The sequence below is a fragment of the Siminovitchia terrae genome, from assembly GCF_003605405.2.
In the GTDB taxonomy this organism is placed as follows: Bacteria; Bacillota; Bacilli; order Bacillales; family Bacillaceae_C; genus Siminovitchia; species Siminovitchia terrae.
Genome location: NZ_QYTW02000024.1, coordinates 40,993 through 61,087 on the forward strand (window position 1 = coordinate 40,993; position 20,095 = coordinate 61,087).

Annotated in this window: 17 protein-coding genes and 1 riboswitch; of the genes, 8 read left to right on the forward strand and 9 right to left on the reverse strand. The window is 41.3% G+C overall.

What is annotated here, in order from left to right:
- Positions 1–14: 14 nt before the first annotated feature.
- Positions 15–869 (reverse strand): LysR family transcriptional regulator, encoded by an 855-nt coding sequence (locus D5F11_RS19260; protein ID WP_120117832.1) that lies wholly within the window; start codon positions 867–869, stop codon positions 15–17.
- A 165-nt stretch (positions 870–1,034) separates the two neighbouring features.
- On the opposite strand from D5F11_RS19260, the gene D5F11_RS19265 reads away from it, so the two are divergent.
- Positions 1,035–1,271 (forward strand): hypothetical protein, encoded by a 237-nt coding sequence (locus tag D5F11_RS19265; RefSeq protein WP_126646633.1) that lies wholly within the window; start codon positions 1,035–1,037, stop codon positions 1,269–1,271.
- A gap of 58 nt (positions 1,272–1,329) precedes the next feature.
- On the opposite strand, the gene D5F11_RS19270 is transcribed toward D5F11_RS19265, so the two are convergent.
- Positions 1,330–1,755 carry a protein-tyrosine phosphatase family protein gene (locus tag D5F11_RS19270; protein WP_120117833.1) on the reverse strand — a complete coding sequence of 142 codons (426 nt, stop codon included), beginning with the start codon at positions 1,753–1,755 and terminating at the stop codon, positions 1,330–1,332.
- Between the two features lie 115 nt (positions 1,756–1,870).
- Here D5F11_RS19270 and D5F11_RS19275 point away from each other — a divergent pair, with 115 nt between their 5' ends.
- Positions 1,871–3,274, forward strand: a complete 1,404-nt coding sequence (locus D5F11_RS19275) for a vWA domain-containing protein (protein WP_120117834.1) — start codon at positions 1,871–1,873, stop codon at positions 3,272–3,274.
- Positions 3,275–3,407: 133 nt separating this feature from the next.
- Positions 3,408–4,385, forward strand: coding sequence for a M20/M25/M40 family metallo-hydrolase (locus D5F11_RS19280; protein WP_120117835.1), 978 nt, complete (start codon positions 3,408–3,410; stop codon positions 4,383–4,385).
- A 19-nt stretch (positions 4,386–4,404) separates the two neighbouring features.
- On the opposite strand, the gene D5F11_RS19285 is transcribed toward D5F11_RS19280, so the two are convergent.
- Positions 4,405–4,974 carry a biotin transporter BioY gene (locus tag D5F11_RS19285; RefSeq protein WP_120117836.1) on the reverse strand — a complete coding sequence of 190 codons (570 nt, stop codon included), beginning with the start codon at positions 4,972–4,974 and terminating at the stop codon, positions 4,405–4,407.
- A gap of 238 nt (positions 4,975–5,212) precedes the next feature.
- On the opposite strand from D5F11_RS19285, the gene D5F11_RS19290 reads away from it, so the two are divergent.
- Positions 5,213–6,556, forward strand: coding sequence for a DUF4910 domain-containing protein (locus D5F11_RS19290; protein ID WP_120117837.1), 1,344 nt, complete (start codon positions 5,213–5,215; stop codon positions 6,554–6,556).
- A gap of 550 nt (positions 6,557–7,106) precedes the next feature.
- Here D5F11_RS19290 and D5F11_RS19295 read toward each other — a convergent pair.
- The gene (locus tag D5F11_RS19295) at positions 7,107–8,354 is read right to left on the reverse strand and encodes a cysteine desulfurase-like protein (RefSeq protein WP_120117839.1); all 1,248 of its coding nucleotides are present in this window, start codon (positions 8,352–8,354) and stop codon (positions 7,107–7,109) included.
- 646 nt (positions 8,355–9,000) lie between these two features.
- Here D5F11_RS19295 and D5F11_RS19300 point away from each other — a divergent pair.
- The 4 genes from D5F11_RS19300 to D5F11_RS19315 all read left to right on the forward strand — a co-directional run bounded on the left by D5F11_RS19300 (position 9,001) and on the right by D5F11_RS19315 (position 14,183).
- The gene (locus tag D5F11_RS19300) at positions 9,001–10,260 is read left to right on the forward strand and encodes a dicarboxylate/amino acid:cation symporter (RefSeq protein WP_185830794.1); all 1,260 of its coding nucleotides are present in this window, start codon (positions 9,001–9,003) and stop codon (positions 10,258–10,260) included.
- Between the two features lie 83 nt (positions 10,261–10,343).
- Entirely contained in the window at positions 10,344–11,507 is a 1,164-nt protein-coding gene (locus tag D5F11_RS19305; RefSeq protein WP_120117840.1) for an aminotransferase A, read from the forward strand.
- Between the two features lie 64 nt (positions 11,508–11,571).
- Positions 11,572–13,224: a thiamine pyrophosphate-dependent enzyme gene (locus D5F11_RS19310; RefSeq protein WP_120117841.1), complete on the forward strand. Its 1,653-nt coding sequence runs from the start codon at positions 11,572–11,574 to the stop codon at positions 13,222–13,224.
- Positions 13,225–13,403: 179 nt separating this feature from the next.
- Positions 13,404–14,183, forward strand: coding sequence for an IclR family transcriptional regulator (locus tag D5F11_RS19315; RefSeq protein WP_120117842.1), 780 nt, complete (start codon positions 13,404–13,406; stop codon positions 14,181–14,183).
- Positions 14,184–14,422: 239 nt separating this feature from the next.
- Here the strand turns inward: D5F11_RS19315 and D5F11_RS19320 are convergent, their stop codons facing one another.
- From D5F11_RS19320 to D5F11_RS19340, 5 genes are all read right to left on the reverse strand, one after another.
- Entirely contained in the window at positions 14,423–15,259 is an 837-nt protein-coding gene (locus D5F11_RS19320) for a MetQ/NlpA family ABC transporter substrate-binding protein (RefSeq protein ID WP_120117843.1), read from the reverse strand.
- Between the two features lie 86 nt (positions 15,260–15,345).
- A complete protein-coding gene (locus tag D5F11_RS19325; protein WP_120117844.1) occupies positions 15,346–16,017 on the reverse strand; it encodes a methionine ABC transporter permease in 672 nt (223 codons plus the stop codon).
- Positions 15,992–17,029, reverse strand: a complete 1,038-nt coding sequence (locus D5F11_RS19330; protein WP_120117845.1) for a methionine ABC transporter ATP-binding protein — start codon at positions 17,027–17,029, stop codon at positions 15,992–15,994. The genes D5F11_RS19325 and D5F11_RS19330 overlap by 26 nt, the downstream gene beginning before the upstream one ends.
- 820 nt (positions 17,030–17,849) lie before the next feature.
- Positions 17,850–18,689, reverse strand: coding sequence for a MetQ/NlpA family ABC transporter substrate-binding protein (locus D5F11_RS19335; RefSeq protein ID WP_120117846.1), 840 nt, complete (start codon positions 18,687–18,689; stop codon positions 17,850–17,852).
- 197 nt (positions 18,690–18,886) lie between these two features.
- A riboswitch (SAM riboswitch) is annotated at positions 18,887–19,004 on the reverse strand.
- Positions 19,005–19,061: 57 nt separating this feature from the next.
- Positions 19,062–19,853, reverse strand: a complete 792-nt coding sequence (locus D5F11_RS19340; protein WP_120117847.1) for a hypothetical protein — start codon at positions 19,851–19,853, stop codon at positions 19,062–19,064.
- Between the last annotated feature and the right edge of the window lie 242 nt (positions 19,854–20,095).

Sequence of the window (20,095 nt, forward strand, 5' to 3'; positions counted from 1 at the left end):
TTCTAAACCGTGTTTTATAACAATGGTGGAGCTGATTGAAAATATTCAATCAGTTTTTTTACGATAACGAGTTCTTTGGATTCATTACTGCACATGAGCCATGTGTTGATTGTCATGGGAGTACCATCTTTAAACATGATGTTTTGTTGATAAAAGTCATCCTGATCATTAAGAAATATGCTAGGAATGATCGCGTATCCATATCCGACCTTAGCAAGAGCTTTGACCGTTTCATAATCATCGATTTCTGTATTTATAAGTGGCGGTGTTTCAAAATTTTCATACCACCATGACTCGATTCTTCGGTTAAAATTTGAAGGATACTTATAGTGAATCCGAGGGACTTTCGGCAAATCCTCGAAATGAATTTTGTCTTTGGAGATGATGCAAATATTCTCAGTTTCAATAAGATATTTATATCCCGGCCAGTTAAATTCACCACGCACAATACCAAGATGGATTTTCTCAGCAGCCAGCAGTTGGAAGATCTCTTTTGTTAATCCTGCATTTAGATGTATTTTTACTTGAGGGTACATATTTAAGAAATATTTCAGAACTTCAGGAAGCCGATATCTTGCGTAGATTGTGGAAGCGCCGATTCTTAAGGTTGCATTGATATCCAAAAGATAGTCTTTAAGTAATTGTAATTCTGTAATTTTTTTATTTGCATATTGAACTAAGTGTTCACCTTCAGGAGTGAAGTATATTTGTTTACCATTTTTTCTTAAGAGAGGAACGCCAAATTTTTGTTCTAATTGCTGAATTCGATAAGTAAGAGCGGGCGGTGTAATAAACAATCTTGAAGCCGCCCGCCCTAAATTCATTTCCTCATGTATATACTTTAATAAATAGCAATCTTTTTCATCCATTAACATCACTCTTTTTCTGTAATTCTTATATGATTACCTTATCATTAAGAGCTTACATTTCAAATACAATAATCGCCTTTTTATTAGGCCGCGAGAGTATACCTGAGACTAAGAGATTCCTTTAACTTCATTCAGCAGAAATCTCCCACTTCTATAAGTGGTGAGATGAATGCCTATTGGTATTCAATTCAGTGGGGGTTAAAACCCTGGCTGAATAAAGTCAAAGCCTCCGGCGGATGCCACAGATTTTCAAAGGAAATTTATCGAGCGGAGCTCGATAAAATCTGGGCGCAAATACGCCAAGGCGCATTTGATATAAGGTATGTACGGGTCATCAAATCACTTTCCAAGACCTGTAAGCTAAGAAATCTTTATCAGACTTCTTATAGGAAGAGGATATAGAAATCACAGACATCAGAATTGCTGCTTTGGTAGAATACTAGTGCTGTGTTTACGAGTATTATTGTTCGTATATGTGTTTCAACGCATCTTTAAATTGCGGCCTTACATTAATATTTGGGCGGATAGCTTTCGCTTTTTCTTCCGCTTCATCGACCGTACTGGCTAGGCCTAATTCAAGTAATGTTGCTGTTGCGATGGTTCCTGCTCTTCCGCGCCCGGTATTGCAATGGAAATAAACATTTTTTCCGTTTTCATAAGAATCCATCACTGCATTAATGGCTGCTTTAATAGATTCCACTTGGTTTTCTTCCTCATCCACGATCGGCTGATGGATGCTCAACTTACTGGGAAGCCCATCTTTCAGCTTGGCTCGTAAATCATAGATGACGTCGATCTTTTCATTTTCTAGGAGCTCTTCAATTGCGTCTACTCCGCCAATAAAAATCCTGGCCGGGATTAGTTCTTCATATTTCTTTTCTGTCATATCAATCACCTCGTTTAAAAGTATACCAGCTTACGGTAGTTGTTTCAGATGGGATAAAAGTCCAATGCGACATTATATAGAAATCATTATACTATTCAGGAGAAGGAAGTGAATAATGATGACTAAAAAGGCTTTTATCGTGCTATTTGTAATCTCTATGACAATAGCTGGCTGTCAACAGACAGAGAAAAAGAGTGAACACAAGAAAGAGGAAAAAACTGTTGAAACAACTGCTAAGGAACCTACAGAAAAAACTGATCCATCCTATAGCTTAATTGGTGAGGAAATCGAAGAAGAACCGGCCGGGGAATTATTCCAAAAGCATATAGGCGAAAAAGAATTGACCGATGATGAGTATTCTAAAGCGGCCGATGAAGCCGTCACCGAATACATGAAAGAAATAAAAAGTAAGGATACAAAAGAGTGGGGCGCTGAGGAGTGGGCGAAGTCAATCATTGTGAATCTTCGTGCTGATGCAAAGGAGACCCTACAGCCGATTAAAGATTTTGAAGTAAAGTATAACGAACTTAAGTTGCCTGACGGAAGGCTTCTCCAAGATGTCAGTGAAGAAGAGCTTAACGAAGAGGCTGAGGAAGTTAACGTTGCTGTATTGATTGATGCCAGCGGAAGCATGAATGCTGATGTTCCGGGTGGAAATAAAATGGCCTTAGCAAAATCAAGTATCAAACAATTCTCAGAGAGCTTGGGCGACAATGTCAATGTATCCCTGTCTGTTTTTGGACATAAAGGAACTGGTTCAGATCAGGACAAAAAGCTGTCATGTGGAAATATTGAAACGGTATACCCATTACAGCCTTTTGATCAAAAGAAATTTACTGAGGCCTTAGAGCAATTCAATGCAAGTGGATGGACGCCGCTTGCATCAGCCATACAGCATGCAGAAAAAGAGTTGAAAGCTACAAGTAGTGAACAGACAAAAACACTTATATATGTTGTAAGTGATGGTGTGGAGACTTGCGATGGAGATCCTGTCCAAGCAGCGAAGGACGCCAAGAAATCAATGACAGACCTGCAAATTAATATTATCGGTTTTGATGTTGATAACGAAGCTGATCGCCAGTTAAAAGAAGTGGCGAGTGCAGGTGGCGGAGAGTATACATCAGTGAAGAATAAGCAGGAACTGGACGAAGAAATCACGAAAAATTGGAAAGAGCGCCTGAGCAAAACCACCTGGCGCTTTTGGTTGGCAGGTAATATCAATAACATAAACTGGGCATCTGTTGGAATGTCCAATGAACTCCGAGACTTGGAGAACGATCATATCACTTCGCGCAACAGGGAGCTTGATCGTATGAATGCTGTCTTGACCTTATTGTTGAGCAATGATTTGATTGACTTTGACACGGAGACTGCCATCTCGGATATTCTATATGAACGGACAGCTGCTATCAAAGATTATGCAAATGAGGTTATAGCTGAAAAACATAATGAAATTTTTGATACAGCGGACAGTTTGAAAGAGAAAGTTGACCATGTAACCAAGGATTTGGATCTATAAAAAACAAAGGGGGAATCCCTTTGTTTTTTATATCGGATTTATATATCTGTAGATCTGGATCTAAAGGCGGATTGACGCTTTCTAAGGATTCTAATAGTATAAAACTACTAATTTAGGGATAGGAGAGAATGATTTGAGAAATCGAATTTTCATTTCAATGGTTATGGCTCTACTGTTGTTGTTCACTTCCGCAGGTAGTGTCGCTGCTTCCACTATTACCTATCATCCGTCGCTCGTTCACAAGACAGGAAAAATGGCGTACGAGCATACAAAATATTTAACATATACTGTTGGCGCGCGTGTAGCAGGCTCTGCGAAAGAGGCAGAGGCAAGAGATTATGTTGACAGCCAGTTTAAGCGCATGGGTTATACTACCACTGTGCAGCCCTTTTCATATACCAGCAGGGGAGCAGTAGTCCATTCTTCTAACGTAATTGCTTATAAGAAAGGGAAATCCAGCAAGGAAATTATCGTAGGAGCACATTATGATTCTGTTGCTGTTGGTAAGGGATCAGACGACAATGCATCCGGTGTTGGTGTAATGCTCGAAGTGGCTGAGGTATTGAAGAAAATCAACACGCCCTACTCTATTAAATTTATTGCATTTGGTGCAGAAGAAGCAGGGCTGAAAGGATCAAGTTACTATGCCAACCAAATGAATGCTCAAGAGATTGAGAATACGGTTGGAATGATTAATTTGGACAGCCTTGCTGTTGGTGATTATATGTATGTGTATGGCAACGCTGGAGATAAAGGCTTCATTAGGGATCAGGCGCTAAAAATTGCAGAAAAGAAAAAGCTCGCTATTGGAACGAACTCTGGGTTAAACCCGGATTATCCAGCTGGAACGACAGGAGACTGGAGTGACCATGCGCCATTTAAGCGACTTGGAATCCCGTATGGTTATTTTGAAGCAACCAACTGGGAAGCTGGGGACATGGATGGCTACACCCAAACGGTTAAACATGGCGGAGTGTGGCATACGCAAAATGATACTTTGGAATTTATAGAAAGAGAGTTCCCTGGTAGAGTTGAGGAACATCTAGAGACATTTAGCCAAGCATTAACAGAGCTCTTAAAATTCTTTGGAAAGACAAGCACATCTAAATAACAGAAAAAAAGTCAGCGGCTTATGCTGACTTTTTTTCTGTAAATAAAATATTGGCGCTAGCCAACCGATTCCTTACTAATACCCCAATCCATGAAGCAAGTGCCGCTTTAATCAACCCTACAACGATGAATTGAGGAGCAAATCCTCCGAGAAGGGCTGCGCCCCAGCTCAAGTCAGCAGCGACCTTTAACCAGGCCGCTCCGAAGCTCAATGTAATCAGCATGCCTATTGTGTTGGCCGCCATGGCATTGACAAAGTTAAAGGATGTTCTCTCCAAATACCATCCGATGACAAAAGCGGCCGGGATGAACCCGACGATGAAACCTCCTGTTGGTCCAACAACGACGGAAACTCCTGCAGAAAAACCTGCAAATACAGGAATGCCGACTGCACCAAGTAATATGTAAAGAAGAACAGAGATTGTACCATAAGTTGATCCCAAAATTGTTGCGGCTAATCCGATAGCCAGCGTCTGTCCTGTAATTGGAACGAGCGGTAATGGGATGGTGACTTGAGCCAATATCCCGATAATGGCTGCAAATAGCGCGGTTATAATCATTATTCTTAGTTTTTGCTGTTCTTGAAGCATATTGGCCCTCCGTTTGTTAACTTTTATTTATTGTGGTTAACAATACTAATTTATTATTAAATGGCCAATTTGTCAAACTATTTTTCCAACTCTTTTGTAGGAAACGAGTGAGAGGTAAGTCATGCTTTTTTTAAAAGTTAATAGGTGAAAGGATTCATTTTACTTGTACGAGAAAGGAAAGAAAATATAAAGAGAGAATATAGTTTTGTGAATCGAAATAATCAAGGAGGTAATAGATTTGAAAAAAGGAAGAAAGAGATTTTCCCTTTTCCTCTCAGTACTTTTATTAACCTCTAGTTTTTATTTTTTTTCTACAGAAACGGCGTTTGTTCAGGCGGCGCCGGAAAAAGCGAATCCGAGCTCCAAGGCGTTTGATCAAAAAGTCATCGCAAGAGTTGACTCAGAACGAATATATAAGGATATCCACTATCTCTCTGAAACCATCGGGCCAAGGGTAACCGGAACGAAGCAGGAGAAGCAGGCAGTAGAGTTTATTAAGAAACGGCTCAAATCGTATGGATACAAGGTTGAAACGCAGGAATTCAGTATTCCTGATCAAATGATCGGCAATTTAACAGCAGGCGGAAAGCAAATTGACATCAATATACCGGCAGGTTCCGCCGCAACGGCAAAAGAGGGGCTGATTGCAGAATTATATGATGCAAAGCTCGGAAGTCCAGAAGATTTTACAGCGGAAGCAGCTGGTAAAATTGCTCTTATTTCCAGAGGGGAATTTACCTTCCAAGAAAAAGTCGCAAATGCAGTGGCCGCTGGGGCGGCAGGTGTGCTTATTTATGATAATAGTGATCAGTCAGCTCCTTTAAATCCATCCATCGGTGGGGAAACAACAATTCCAGTAGGCGGAATATCAAAAGCAAGCGGGCTTTCTTTGCTGAAAGATTTTGCCTTGCAAGGGAAAACAGTAACATTTACAGTTGAAAAGCTAGGAAGTGCCACATCACACAATATTATTGCGACAAGGGCGCCTAAAAAAGGCTCGAACCATGATATCGTTCATGTATCGGCTCACATGGACAGCGTTCCATTTGCCCCGGGAGCGAACGATAACGCTTCAGGAACTTCGGTTGCCTTAGAACTCGCACGCATTCTGAAAAGCTATCCTATTGATAAGGAATTGCGCTTTGTCTTTGTTGGTGCGGAAGAGATTGGACTCGTCGGCTCAGAGTATTACGTCAGCCAATTGAGCCAAGACGAGATTAATCGAAGCATTGCGAATTTTAACATGGATATGGTCGGAACGGATTGGGATAAGGCCACAGCGATCTTTATGAACGCGGTCGACGGAAAAGCAAACATTGTGAGCGATACGGCCTTGGCAACAGCAAAAAGAATTGGCACGCCATCTGAGTTGATATTATATCAGCGCGGGTCATCAGACCATGTATCCTTCCATGATGCAGGCATACCGGCGATTAACTTCATCAGGCGGGAGCCGGGAACGGCGAACCTGGAGCCGTATTATCACACGCCGCAGGACACGATCGAACATATCAGCAAAGAGCGTCTGCAAGAGGCAGGGGAGCTTGTTGGAGCTTCAGTCTACAGCTTAATAAGAAAGTGAAAGTAAAACAGAAGCCGCTGCATAACGGCTTCTGTTACTTTTTTAAAAGATAAAGAGTATAAAATAGGCAAAGTTTTCGATTCAAGAATCATGTGTAATGTCTAGCTCCGACGCACAGGAAGTACAAAATGCAGGCTCAAGCAGCGACAGGACGTCGCTGCTTGAGCCTGCCGACGGACAGGACTTCCTAGTGCCGCCGTTACCGCAGGATGTGGCGGTTTTAGGTGTTCAGCGCTACCAGCTCGAGGTCACAAGCTGCAAGGAAGATAATTCAGGATGATTGTGCTCTTGCAGCATAACGTATTCGAGGAAGCGCATGTTTCCCCTGGGTGTAAAGCCGCATGAAGCCAATTCGGTGATGTTTGTCACGATGTTATTACTTGCCAACAAGCAGCGTCGAATCTTCGTCAGCTCTGTCGCTCACATCCTAACGCACTACAGTACGCTCCGGTGTTCGCTTCATCGCTTCTTTGTTGTGGTGGCTGAAAAGATGCCTCCTTGTAATTCGTCTTGTGCTTGTTGCCTAAGGCTGCGCGCCTTGAGCTTTTCTTTAAAGATTAATTTTTATGCATTTTTTCAAAGCATCTATAAATCGTTCACATTCTTCCAGTGTGTTATATGGAGATAGGCCAACCCTAAGCCAGCCGTCATATTTCATCACATCCAATTTATTGGCAAGCTGGTAGGCGTAAAAGTTTCCATTGGCAGCCAAAATGGAGTGCTCATCTGCAAGATACTTACTGATTTTACTTGAAAGAATTCCGTCAATGACAAACGAAATTGTAGGTGTCGAAAGGATATGGCTTGCAGGAGTGAACAGTTCTATATCTTCGATTTTTGAGAGTTCCTCTTTTAAAAATGAGGCCATTTTTTGTTCATGCTGTTCAAATAACTCATAGGCATTTACAATTCTTTGTCTCTTTGACTCTCCTTCTCCAAGGCTTTCAATAAATTCAACTACACCGATCATGGCGGCAATCCCTTCGTGATTCTGTGTACCTGTTTCCATGGAAGAAGGGGCTTCGTCATGTGCAGGTATCAATTTATACGGCTTATAGTTGGAAAATAACTCAGGGTCCATGGAAGCGAATCCAATATGCGGGCCAAAAACCTTATATCCTGAGCCCAATACCAAGTCTGCTGCCAGTTTTTTTTGGTCTACTGCGATATGGGGGACTGCCTGGACTGCATCTATAACTGTGAGTGCTCCTACAGTTTTGGCTGCTTCTATGTATGGCTTGACATTGTTGATGGTGCCGACTCCGTTGGATGCAAGTCCAAGGAACACAGCTCTTGTTTTGGGATGGATCATCGTTTCAATGAAGGCTTCGTCTAATTTAAGGGAATTGACATCCACCGGAATCCTTTGGACAGTCATACCTTTTTCTTTGGCAATCTGAACCCATGGGTCAACATTGGCTGAGTGATCCATTTCTGTGACGAGAATTTCCTCTCCGGCTTTCCAGTCCCGCGCAATCATCCTGGAAATCGCGTAGGCGAGCGATGTCATGTTAGCTCCGAAAAAGACGCCGTCATCATATCCGTTTATAAGGGCGGCAACTTCCGCTCTTGCGAGAGCTAGAATGGCTTCCGTCTCTTCACTCGTCGCAAAGAGGCCATCCCGATTTGCCATCCCGTTTTCAATATAATCCATCATTCGTTGGATCGCCGGCTGACACATTTGTGTGCCTCCGGGTCCATCAAAATAAACCACTTGTTTGCCTCGATATGTCCGATTCAATGCAGGGAATTGATCGCGTATGTTTGTCATGGTCACTTTATTTTTGAGATTTTGCACTTAGTTTCCTCCTTTTCTATCTGTTATTCTCATAGTAGCATGTTTTATTTATTTGTGTTAGAAAAATTTAAATAGTTAAATTATTAATGCGCGCATATAATAATGTGGAAAGATGAAATAATGTATTTTTCCATTTGCCAACTAAGCTGCCCCCGCAGAAACTGTAGCTTTCACTGTACTTCATCCCTTATTCTTGTTGATAGAATTACTATAAAGATATCTAAATTCATAAAGAGTGTAAAAAACTTTTATAACAAACTTGTTGACCAAAAGTAGAGCGATATAATAACATATATAATTATATTGCATACATAAACAAGACCGAGGTGGTAAAAAGAATAATAGTTATTAATTTTGTAAGCGGTGGCAAAGTATTCTTGGGCATTGGAAATGCAAACGATAACAAAGAATGTTATTGATCTAGTTTACGTTATAGAAAAAGCTGTTAAGTCTACTTCAATTTGTATTGAAGTCATTTTTAAAGCAATTAAATGAAATGACGTTTCAAATAATGAAACAATAATGTTTCGCATGCAAGCATGAGCAACGAGGGCAACTATGGAGCTTGAATTGATTGGGTTCTCTATCTTGTCCCTGCTAAACCAAAGCGTCGTTTTACAACAATTTAAGAATCTGGGGGACAGTTATGTTAAGACTATGGAAGTGGTATTATGAAAAGTCATTTATATTAAAAATAACTGTTGGTTTTTTATTAGGGATTATCATTGGGCTTATTTTTGGACCCGCAGCAGGTGTATTATCACCTTTGGGTGATCTTTTCTTAAGGTTGCTCAAAATGATTGTTGTTCCGTTAATCTTGTTTACATTAATCGTGTCTGTAAATCACTCCAATCCAAAGGAATTGGGAAGGATTGGCGGTAAGATTTTTCCTTACTATCTATTATCAACCGCTGTCGCGGTGTTTATTGGAATTGCGATTGCGAAGCTGATCAATCCAGGAAAAGGCTTAAAAATGCCCGAAAACGCGACGTTAGATGTACCTGAAGCCCCATCCATGATAGATGTATTATTGCAAATCGTTCCTTCCAATATTTTTGAATCCATGGCAAATGGCGATATTTTAAGCATCGTGTTTGTGGCTCTCATTACTGGTTTTGCTATTTCATTTATGCGAAATTCAGCTGAGTCACAAATGAAAGATTGGGGAAACATGCTGTTAAAGTTCACGGAGGCTGGAAGTGAGGTTACATTCCGTATCTTAAATGGTATTTTGCAATATGCCCCAATAGGTGTACTTGGTATCACAGCTAACTCCATAGGAAATCAAGGAATGGAAACGCTTAGTTCCCTTGCAAAATATGTAGGCGCTTCCTATCTAGGAGTAGCAATACAAATGTTTATTATCTTCCCGATCTTATTATTATTGTTCAGAGTCCCTGTTTTGAAATTTTTCATAAAAACACGCGAAGCAATCATGACTGCATTTGTCACCTGCAGCAGTTTAGGAACACTGCCTATCACGATTAAATCTGCATTAAACGCAGGGATTAGCCACAGGGTAGCCAACTTCACTTTACCGATTGGTGCAACCGTTAATATGAATGGATCAGCCATTCACTTTGGTGTCGGCGTTGTATTAGCCGCCGAAATCGTTGGGTATGATCTGACCATGGGAGCGATTGTAGCTATCATATTGACAGGAACATTGGCATCGGTAGGAACAGCAGGTGTTCCAGGGGCAGGATTGATCGGGATGTCTATTGTCTTCACTCAAGCGGGTCTTCCTATTGAAATTGTAGGGCTGACCGCCGGTGTAAATGTGATAACTGATATGGTTTTTACAATGTGTAATGTAACGGGTGACCTTGTCGGAGCAGCCGTTGTTGATAAGACTGAAAATAAAAGTGAAAATGCAGATGCTGCTACCTTTCAAGACGTATCATAATGAAACTATTGATGAAATAAAATTGCATTGATTGGTTCCGCCCAACTGAATTTATATTTAAAAGGGGAAAGAGGGTTCATTAAGTGGAATTCTTATTAAGTAAAAAAGTGAAAAATGTGGAGATACCTACGCTCAGGAAATTTTTTAACATGCTGGCCGATTATCCAGAAGTGATAAATCTTACAGTAGGGTTGCCTGATTTTCTGACGCCAGCGCATATTAAAGAAGCTGGTAAGGAAGCCATCGATCATAATAAAACGACATATACAAACCAAGCAGGCATACTGGAATTAAGGAAAGCCGCCAGCGATTATGGAAGGATTAAGTATGGATTGGATTATGATCCTCAAAGTGAAATTATTATCACAAATGGAGCAAGTGAAGCCCTGGATATCAGCTTTAGAACGATATTGGAAGAGGGCAGTGAGGTTTTACTGCCGGCCCCGGTATATCCGGGCTACGAAGCATTAGTTACTTTAAGTGGTGCTGTGCCAGTTTTTATGGATACCTCCCCGTATGATTTTAAGGTTACGCCGGAATTGTTGGAAAAACATATTACAGACAAAACAAGATGTCTTGTTTTGACAAATCCATCGAATCCGACGGGCGTATTGCTAAATGAAGAAGAATTAAAGGATATTGCCGCTTATATCGAAGATAAAGATATCTTTGTCATTACTGATGAAATTTATAGTGAATTAACATATGGCAATCATTTTGTTTCCTTTGCGACATTGCCGCATATGCGGGATAGGACAATTGCGATTAATGGACTGTCTAAATCGCATGCGATGACGGGCTGGAGAGTTGGATTCACATATGCGCCTTCATATTTAACAGAACAAATGGAAAAGGTTCACTACTTTAATACAGTTTGCGCCAGTACGATCAGCCAATATGGGGCTCTAAAAGCCTTGACTGACGGAATAGACGATGCGATTGAGATGAAGAATGAATATGAAAGAAGAAAAGAATATACGTATATGCGGTTGAGGGATATGGGCCTTGAAACAGTTCATCCAGAAGGTGCCTTTTACATGTTTCCATCTATTAAACATTTAAAAATGAACTCTTATGACTTTGCAGTCAAAATGATAGATGAGGGGAAGGTAGGGGTTGTTCCAGGAAATGCCTTTTCCAAATTTGGAGAAGGGTATGTCAGAATCTCCTATGCGTATTCGATGGAGCATTTGGAAAAAGGGCTCGATCGGATGGAAGCTTTTATAACAAAGATTGACAATAGATAATATCCGATGGGTTAAATTTCTCGGCGATAATGCTTAATATTATGAAGAAAAGAGTGGAAGATAAATGCTATCAGGTGGTCAAATAGTTGTTGAGGTAATGAAAAAAGAAGGAGTGCAAAAGGCATTTTGCGTACCCGGCGAGAGTTATTTAGGTGTAATTGATGCGCTTTATAAGCATCCTGAAATTGAGCTCATATCGACCCGTCATGAGGGAGGAGCGTCATTCATGGCGGAAGCCTACGCAAAAGCTTCCGGAAAAGTAGGGGTTTGCATGGCGACAAGAGGTCCTGGTGCAACGAACCTGTCAATCGGTCTTCATACAGCAATGCAGGATTCTACCCCTCTTGTTGCGTTAATTGGACAAGTAGAACGCCCGTTTAAAGGGAAGGAGGCATTCCAGGAGGTAGAATTCTCCGAATACTTCAGTCATCTTTGTAAATGGGCGGTGGAAATTGAGTCAGTGGAAAGAATTCCTGAAATACTCCATCGGGCTTTCTATACAGCCCGTTCTGGCCGTCCGGGTCCTGTGGTTGTATCACTCCCACATGACATGCTGGAAGATACGATGGAATATGCAGAAGGGACCGTATATGATTATGAAGCTCCAGAGGCAAACGAAGAGATTGTAAAAAGAGTGCTCGAGAAACTTTACGAAGCTAAGCAGCCGATCGTTATTGCGGGCGGCGGCGTTATTGCATCAAAATCCTCGAAAGAACTTGCTCGTTTTGCCGAGTTGATGAATGTACCTGTAGCCACAGCTTTCCGCAGGTTCGATGCATTCCCTAATGATCATGTAAACTACGCTGGCTGGCTTGGGTTTGGATCAGATAAAAAGCTTCTTAATTATATTAAAAATGCAGATGTTGTCCTGTCTATTGGCAATCGGTTCTCTCAAGTGACAACCCAAGATTATACGTTGATTGGGGATCAGGCAGAAATTATCCAGGTCGATATCGATCAAAGTATGATTGGTAAGGCATATCCTGCGAAGCTGGGTGTCATTTCCGATGCCAAACGGTTTTTGCAAAAGTGTCTGGATCTCATTAAGCCTGTGGAAGATGAGAAGAGAGAAAAGATCGTGAAAGATTGCCACGAAGCTTATTTGCTTTCTTCTACCCCTCCGAAACTGACTGTGAACGCGAGTTATGCAGAAATGAACGCAGTCGTAGCCGAATTGCTGGGAGAAACGATGGAAAACACGATTATTACAAGTGATGCTGGAAACTTTTTCGGCTGGATTTCTAAATACTTCCGTTTCACCAACGGAAATAGATATATCGGCCCAACCTCTGGTGCCATGGGCTACGGCCTTCCGGGTGCCATTGGAGCTAAAGTGGCATGTCCTGATAAAAGAGTGATTTCATTCTCTGGTGATGGCGGATTCATGATGACGATGCAAGAACTTGAAACGGCTGTCCGTAATAACATTCCTGTCATAGCAATTGTAGTAAATAACAATATGTACGGAACAATACGTGCCCACCAGGAAAAACACTTCCCGCAAAGGGTTGTGGCCACAGGATTAACAAATCCGAATTTTGCAGACATGGCAAAGCTTTTTGGCTGTCATGGAGAACAAGTTAGAACCAATGAGGACTTTCTTCCTGCGTTTAGAAGAGCTGTTGACAGCGGGAAGCCGGCATTAATTGAAGTCATTACAGATCCAAAGCTCTTATCTGCAAGTGATGCAATGCAAAAAACACAGACAGCTCAATAAGTAATTTCATACAACAAAGATGCACCAAGTGGACAAAGAATGTCCACTTGGTGTTTTTTTATACGGAGTGGTCCTTAATATTGTATTAACACTGTGAAACTGCCTTGCATGTTTTTCGTGATATAATAATTAAACTGACTTTGTAGAACGTTTTTAATGTTTTCAGAAGGAGGGGTTCCATGAATCAAAGTGTAGTGAAGGCTTTAACATTACTGGATTTATTTTCTGAGAATGACTTGGAACTAACTTTAAATGAACTTGCAGAAAGGTCTGGCATGCCGAAACCCACAGTGTACCGTTTGCTTTCGTCATTAGAATATATGGGCTTTTTAACGAAAAGTAAGAACAGTATACATGATGTACGGTATCAATTGGGAATCAAGCTTTTAGAATTGGGAGGGCTTGTTGCAGATGGATTAGAGTTAAGGAAGAGCGCTCTTCCGCATATGCAATTGCTGCAGTCCGAGATTAACGAAACCGTCCATCTCGTTATTCGGGATGGAGATGAGGCCGTTTATATTGAAAAAGTGGAAAGTAACCAGGCTGTACGACTATATACACGTGTAGGAAGAAGATCGCCATTGTATCTTGGCTCTGGTCCGCAACTGCTGCTGGCCTATTTGCCAAATTCAGAACGTGAAGAGATCATTAACAAAATGAACTTTCACCAAGTTGCTGAGAATACAATCATGAATAAGGAAGATCTGTACGAGAAAATTGAAACGATCAGAGGGCAGGGTTATTCCCTAAGCTATGGCGAACAGGATACCGAGACATTTGGCATCTCCTATCCGATTTATGACCATACAGATCATGTAGTTGCAGCTTTAAATGTAAGTGGCCCAGCGTCGCGATTTCAAGGCTCCAACAGGAAGCTTATGAAAGTAAAAACGAAAGAGGCGGCTACGAAAATCTCAAATGATCTTGGTTATATGCTGAATAGGGAATATAAGGCCTGAGGAGCAGAACGTAAGAGATTAAGTTGAAACAAGAAAAAGCATGGCGCATTCTATAGTAGAATGGACCATGCTTTTTTGTATGTCGGTCGAAGAACAGGCGCTTCCGCTTTCCTAATGTCTAGCTTCAGCGCCTAGCCCCTCGAGGTCACAAGCCTATTCCCTGTGGTGGCTGAAGTACTGCCTCCTCGGGAATAGGCTTGTGCTTGTCGGGTCTGACCAAGGCGCTTCCGCTTTCCTAATTACCACCCAGGGATGACAGATCCCTCGTATTTGTCTTCGATGAACTTCTTGATTTCATCAGCTTGGTAAATATCTACGAATTTTTTAATTGCTTCATCGTCTTTGTTTTCTGCCCTAGCAGCGACAACGTTAACCCATGGAGAGTCCTTTTCTTCGATAAAGATGGAATCTTCAGTAGGAACAAGTCCACTGTCAATTACGTAGTTGGAGTTGATGGCAGCAGCATCCAAATCATCCAATTGGTGCGTAATTTGTGCGGCTTCCAATTCTACAAACTTATAGTCGTTTTTGTTCTCTACGATATCTTTGACAGTTGGTGCTACTCCAACGTCTTCTTTAAGTTTAATCAAACCTGCTTTTTCAAATAAAAGAAGGGCACGTCCACCGTTTGAGGGATCGTTTGGAAGTCCTAGCTTTGCACCTTTTTTAAGGTCGCTTAAATCTTTTACCTTGTTGGAGTAAATACCCATTGGGCTAGTAATTGTGTTTCCAACCGGAACGATATCATAGTTACGGTCTTTCTTCTGCTCGTTCAAATAAGGTTCGTGTTGGAATACGTTTAGATCAAGATCTCCTTGAGACAATGCTTCATTAACGATTAGATAGTCAGAGAAAGTTTTAATTTCAATTTCCAAGTCTTGTTTAGCTGCAAGTTCTTTTACTTGCTCCATAATTTCCTCATGTTCGCCGGCTGTAACACCTACAGTAAGTTTTCCGTCGCTAAGGAGACCTTCAGCTTTATCGCCTTTATCCTCAGATTCGTTTTTGCTTCCGCCACATGCGGCAAGGGCTGCAATTAGCAAAATAAATAAGCTGGATAATACCCACTTTTTCATGATTCAATTCCTCTTTTCTTAGTATAATGATCTATCCTCAATGGAACATAATAACCATAGGCATAATACAGGTACTTTCGCCTTTTTTAGTCCTTTTTCATCGCGGCAGCCAACCGGTTGCCCAAAGACTGCAATCCTTGTACAAGAATGATCAAAAGAATAACTGTTACGTACATGACATCGACTTCATAGCGAAGGTGTCCGTATCGGTATGCCAGATCACCAAGTCCGCCTCCGCCGACAAGACCTGCCATTGCTGTTGCACCAATCAGGGAGATGGTCGCAATTGTTAAGCCAAGAACTATAGAAGAGCGCGACTCTCTTACAAGTACATGCCAGATGATATGTCTCGTTTTGATTCCCATTGCTTCATATGCTTCGATTACACCCCGATCAACCTCCAGCAGGGCAGTTTCCATCAATCTCGCGATATACGGTGCTGTGTAGATGACCAGTGGAACAATCACCCCTTTTACGCCGATTGAAGTACCAACCAAAAATTTCGTAAATGGAAGGATGAAAAATAATAAAATAATAAATGGGACGGACCTGATGATGTTGATAATAATATTTAAGAGTCCGAAGACAAACTTGTTGCTTAGCGCTTTTCCAGGCCTGGTCAAGACAAGGAGGATTCCCAAAGGAAGGCCAATCAAAATCGCAATTCCAAGCGAGATTCCAGTCATTTGGAAGGTTTGAAGGATGGCTATCCATATATCTTCGCCCCAATTATCAAGAAACTCTTGTATCTGCGTCACTGATCTTCACACCTTCCACTTTCACTTGATCATTCTTCAAAAACTGAATGGCCTTTTTAATTTCGGCGGGATCGCCTTTAAAGTGGACAACAAGTTGTCCAAATGATTCGTTTTTCAATTGGGTAATGCTTCCTGATAAGATGTTCGGATAAATGTCGAACTTTTTGCTTACTAAGGCGAGAGCAGGCTCTCCAGATGATTCTCCAAAGAAGGAGAGAGTGGCAACCTGGCCAGTTTGATTTAAGCTTGTAAGAATATCAGCAGGAATCTTATGGGAAAACAGGCTATTAACAAATTTCTTTGTCGTTGCATGTTTCGGAGCTGTGAAAATATCTTTAGTTTTTCCTTCTTCAATCACTTCTCCGTTTTCCATCACTGCAACACGGTCACAAATTCGCTGGATGACATTCATTTCATGTGTAATCAATAAAATAGTGATTCCGAGTTCTTTATTGATCTTTAGCAGCAAATCTAGAATGGCTTCTGTTGTATCCGGATCAAGGGCACTTGTCGCTTCATCACTTAAAAGAATTTCGGGTTCGTGGGAGAGGGCTCTTGCAATGGCCACCCTCTGCTTCTGTCCTCCGGACAACTCTGCAGGGTAGGCGTTGTGCTTTTCATCCAAGCCGACGATTTTTAAGTATTTCTCAACGCGCTCTTCCACTTCTTTTTTGTTTAGGCCGGTAAGCTTCAATGGCAGGGCGATGTTATCATATACTGTAGCTGTTTTTAAAAGGTTAAAGCCTTGGAAAATCATCCCGATATCACCGCGTGCTTTGCGGAGATTACTTGTTGATAGTTTTGTCAAATCTACATCTTTGACAATAACCGATCCTGTATCAGGCTTTTCCAACAGATTCACACAGCGGATCAGCGTACTTTTTCCAGCGCCGCTATAGCCGATTACGCCATATATTTCACCTTTTTTGACGGAGAGGGATACATCTCTCAACGCATGAATAGCTCCCTGTTTACCGTTAAAAGTCTTTGAGATCCCCACTAGTTCAATCATTTTGGTCTTGCTCCCTTCATTAAAATCAACGGAAAAAATGTATCATTTGATGGATAGTCTTGATTCTAGTGTAATCCCAAAGCCTCATTAAAAGGCGGAGCTGCTATGACGCAGCATCATCCACCTGTCATTTTTTAGGCAGGTATAAAGGATACTGTCCAACCCTAGGCTTCAGCGACCATCAAGCTTCCTTCTCTATTATCACGTCAGGAGTCGCTCTGTGTCTAGCTAAAACGCCTAGCCCCACGAGCTCATCAGTCAAACTGTGGTGCTGTAGCACTGCTTCCTCGGGAATCGACTTGTTTGCTTGCGCTGATTAAGCCGCTTCCGCTTTTCTAACTGTCTAGCTCCAGCGCTCAGCGACTAGCAAACTTCGTGTCTCCTCCTACGATAAGTCAACATCGCTCCGACGGACAAGGACGTCCTAGTGCCACCGAAGCCACAGGATGTGGCGACTTGAGGCGGCCTTCGTTCCGCGTGTTTCCTTTATCTCGTCGAAGGCACTCCAGTCTGTCCGTCGATAAACAGGCGCTTTCACATTTCTGATGTCTAGCTTCAGCGCCTAGCTCCTCGAGGTCACAAGTCGCTTCCCTGTGGTGGCTGAAGTACTGCCTCCTCGGGAATCGACTTGTGCTTGTCGGAGCTGATCAAGGCGCTTCCGCTTTTCTAAATGTCTAGCTCCAGCGCTCAGCGACTAGCAAACTTCGCGTCTCTTCCTACGATAAGTCAACATCGCTCCACTTCGTTACGCGTGTTTCCTTTATCTCGTCAGAGGCACTCCAGTTTGTACGTCGCTAAACGAGCGCTTCCGCTTTTCTAATTACCACCCTGGAATTACTGAACCTTTGAACGTTTCATCAATGAATTCTTTCATTTCATCAGACTGGTATACGTCTAGGAACTTCTGGATCGCTTCATCATCTTTATCTTCTGTTCTTACGGCCACAACATTCACCCATGGAGAATCTTTAGGCTCGATAAAAATGGAATCTTCAGATGGTGTGAATCCTTTTTCAATTGCAAAGTTTGTATTGATCGCAGCAGCAGCAAGCTCATCCAATTGAAGTGGAATTTGTGCTGCTTCAAGTTCGATAAATTCGTAGTCATTATTGTTTTCTTCGATATCTTTGACAGTTGCTGAGACGCCGACGCCATCTTTTAATTTAATCAAACCTGCTTGTTCGAACAAGATAAGGGCACGTGCGCTGTTTGTTGGGTCATTGGGCAAACCGATTTTAGCACCTTTTTTCAACTCTTTGACATCTTTCACTTTTGAAGAATAGATTCCCATTGGGAAGTTTACAGCATTTCCAACATCAACAAGGTCCAAATCGCGGTCTTTTTTGAATTGGTCTAGATAAGGAACATGCTGGAAAACGTTCATATCTAATTCTTTTTGTGCTAAAGCTTCGTTGACAATCGGATAGTCAGTGAAAACTTTAATGTCAATGTCCAATTCTTTATCTGCTGCAAGTTCTTTTACCTTTTCCATGATTTGCTCATGTGGACCGGCTGTTACCCCTATTGTCAGCTTTCCGTCGCTGAGTAGGCCTTCCGCTTTTTTGTCTTTCCCGCTAGCTTCTTCTTTATTGCCTCCACCACAGGCTGCAAGGGCGGCGATTGCTAATATCAGTAAACTGGATAATAACCACTTTTTCATTTTGACTTCCCCTTTTCATTGTATACTAATCTCTTTAATCAAATTTATTACAGTTCAAAAACAATTTAGAATTCAATTAATATGAACTTTCGTGCTTCCATGCTCCTCCCTTCAGTGTTTCGAGTGGAAATCTCTGTGAATCAAAAAATGCCTCTCGCATAGAGAGGCATGGATAGACACGAAAGTATTCACGCACTCTCTTATTTTTCAAAATACAAAGTATTTTGCAGGATTTAGCACCTGTTCCTGCTTAGTACAAACAAGAATGGTTGCCGGGTTTCTCAGGGCCAGTCCCTCCACCGCTCTCAATAAGAGATTTTCAAATGAAATTGTTATCAATGATAATATACCTATACCTAAGAATTGTCAATGTTATTTCGAAATAATTTTTTCGAACTTTTGTAGCTCTAATTTATGGATCAATGTCTGAATTTCGCTGACCAACAAATCGGCATTTTCTGTTTCAAACCAATTGGACAATGATTGGGCGTGTGCAAGATCATCTCGTAGCAGTTCCACTTTCCGCATCCATTTCTCCGCTGAGTTTTTGGAGGAAGTAAATAAATTTTCCCTTAGGGAAGCATCCTCCAAAACTACCGTTTTCTTATCCGCAAATTGCGTGCAATCAATCAAATCTATTTCTATATTTTTTTCTTTGCGTTTCTCATAAAGAGCATCTATTTTCTTTACGCGCCCCTCTGTTAATAGGTCCTTCCACTCATCTGACGGATGGTACATTCGAATAACATCTGCCATTTCACTTTCTAAAAGGGTTACCAAACCGAAGAGCAACATTCGGACAGGCGGTTTTTGTAAATCGGCCTTCGTGATAAGTAAGTCGATTGTTGAATCTGTTATTAAGAAAAGACGCTCTCTGCCTTCCATTAAAGCCAATATATCGACTAATGGAGTATTTGCAGCGACTGTGTCACCAGTGGTGAAGCTAATAAGATTTTCTTCAATGGCCTCTGAGTTGTAATCATAAAGTTCACGATTCAAATAGCCAATTACTTTATCCTCTTCCTTAAAGCCGACAACATTAAAATTATATGTTTCAAAAAACATCCGGATAATATCATGAGTGTCTCGGTTGTTGACGGTTAGCAAAGGAACAGCGATATGTGAAGCGAGAAAATAATCATTAAATAATTTGATATTTACCATATATACACCACGTTTCAGTCTATATAAAGATGATTTTACCCAATAAAAAGATTTGGAGCGAGTTTCAGTCAAAAATGACTCAAAATAACCGATTCTGACTAAAGGTTATTTGTTCATTGTTTTTAAATAGCTTACAAATCAATGGTTTTTACTGAACCGACCGGTTGGCATAGTAATTGCAAATAATAAAGGTGATAACGAAAAAGGGGGAAATTGAACTTGGCAACGGCAATCCCTTTTTT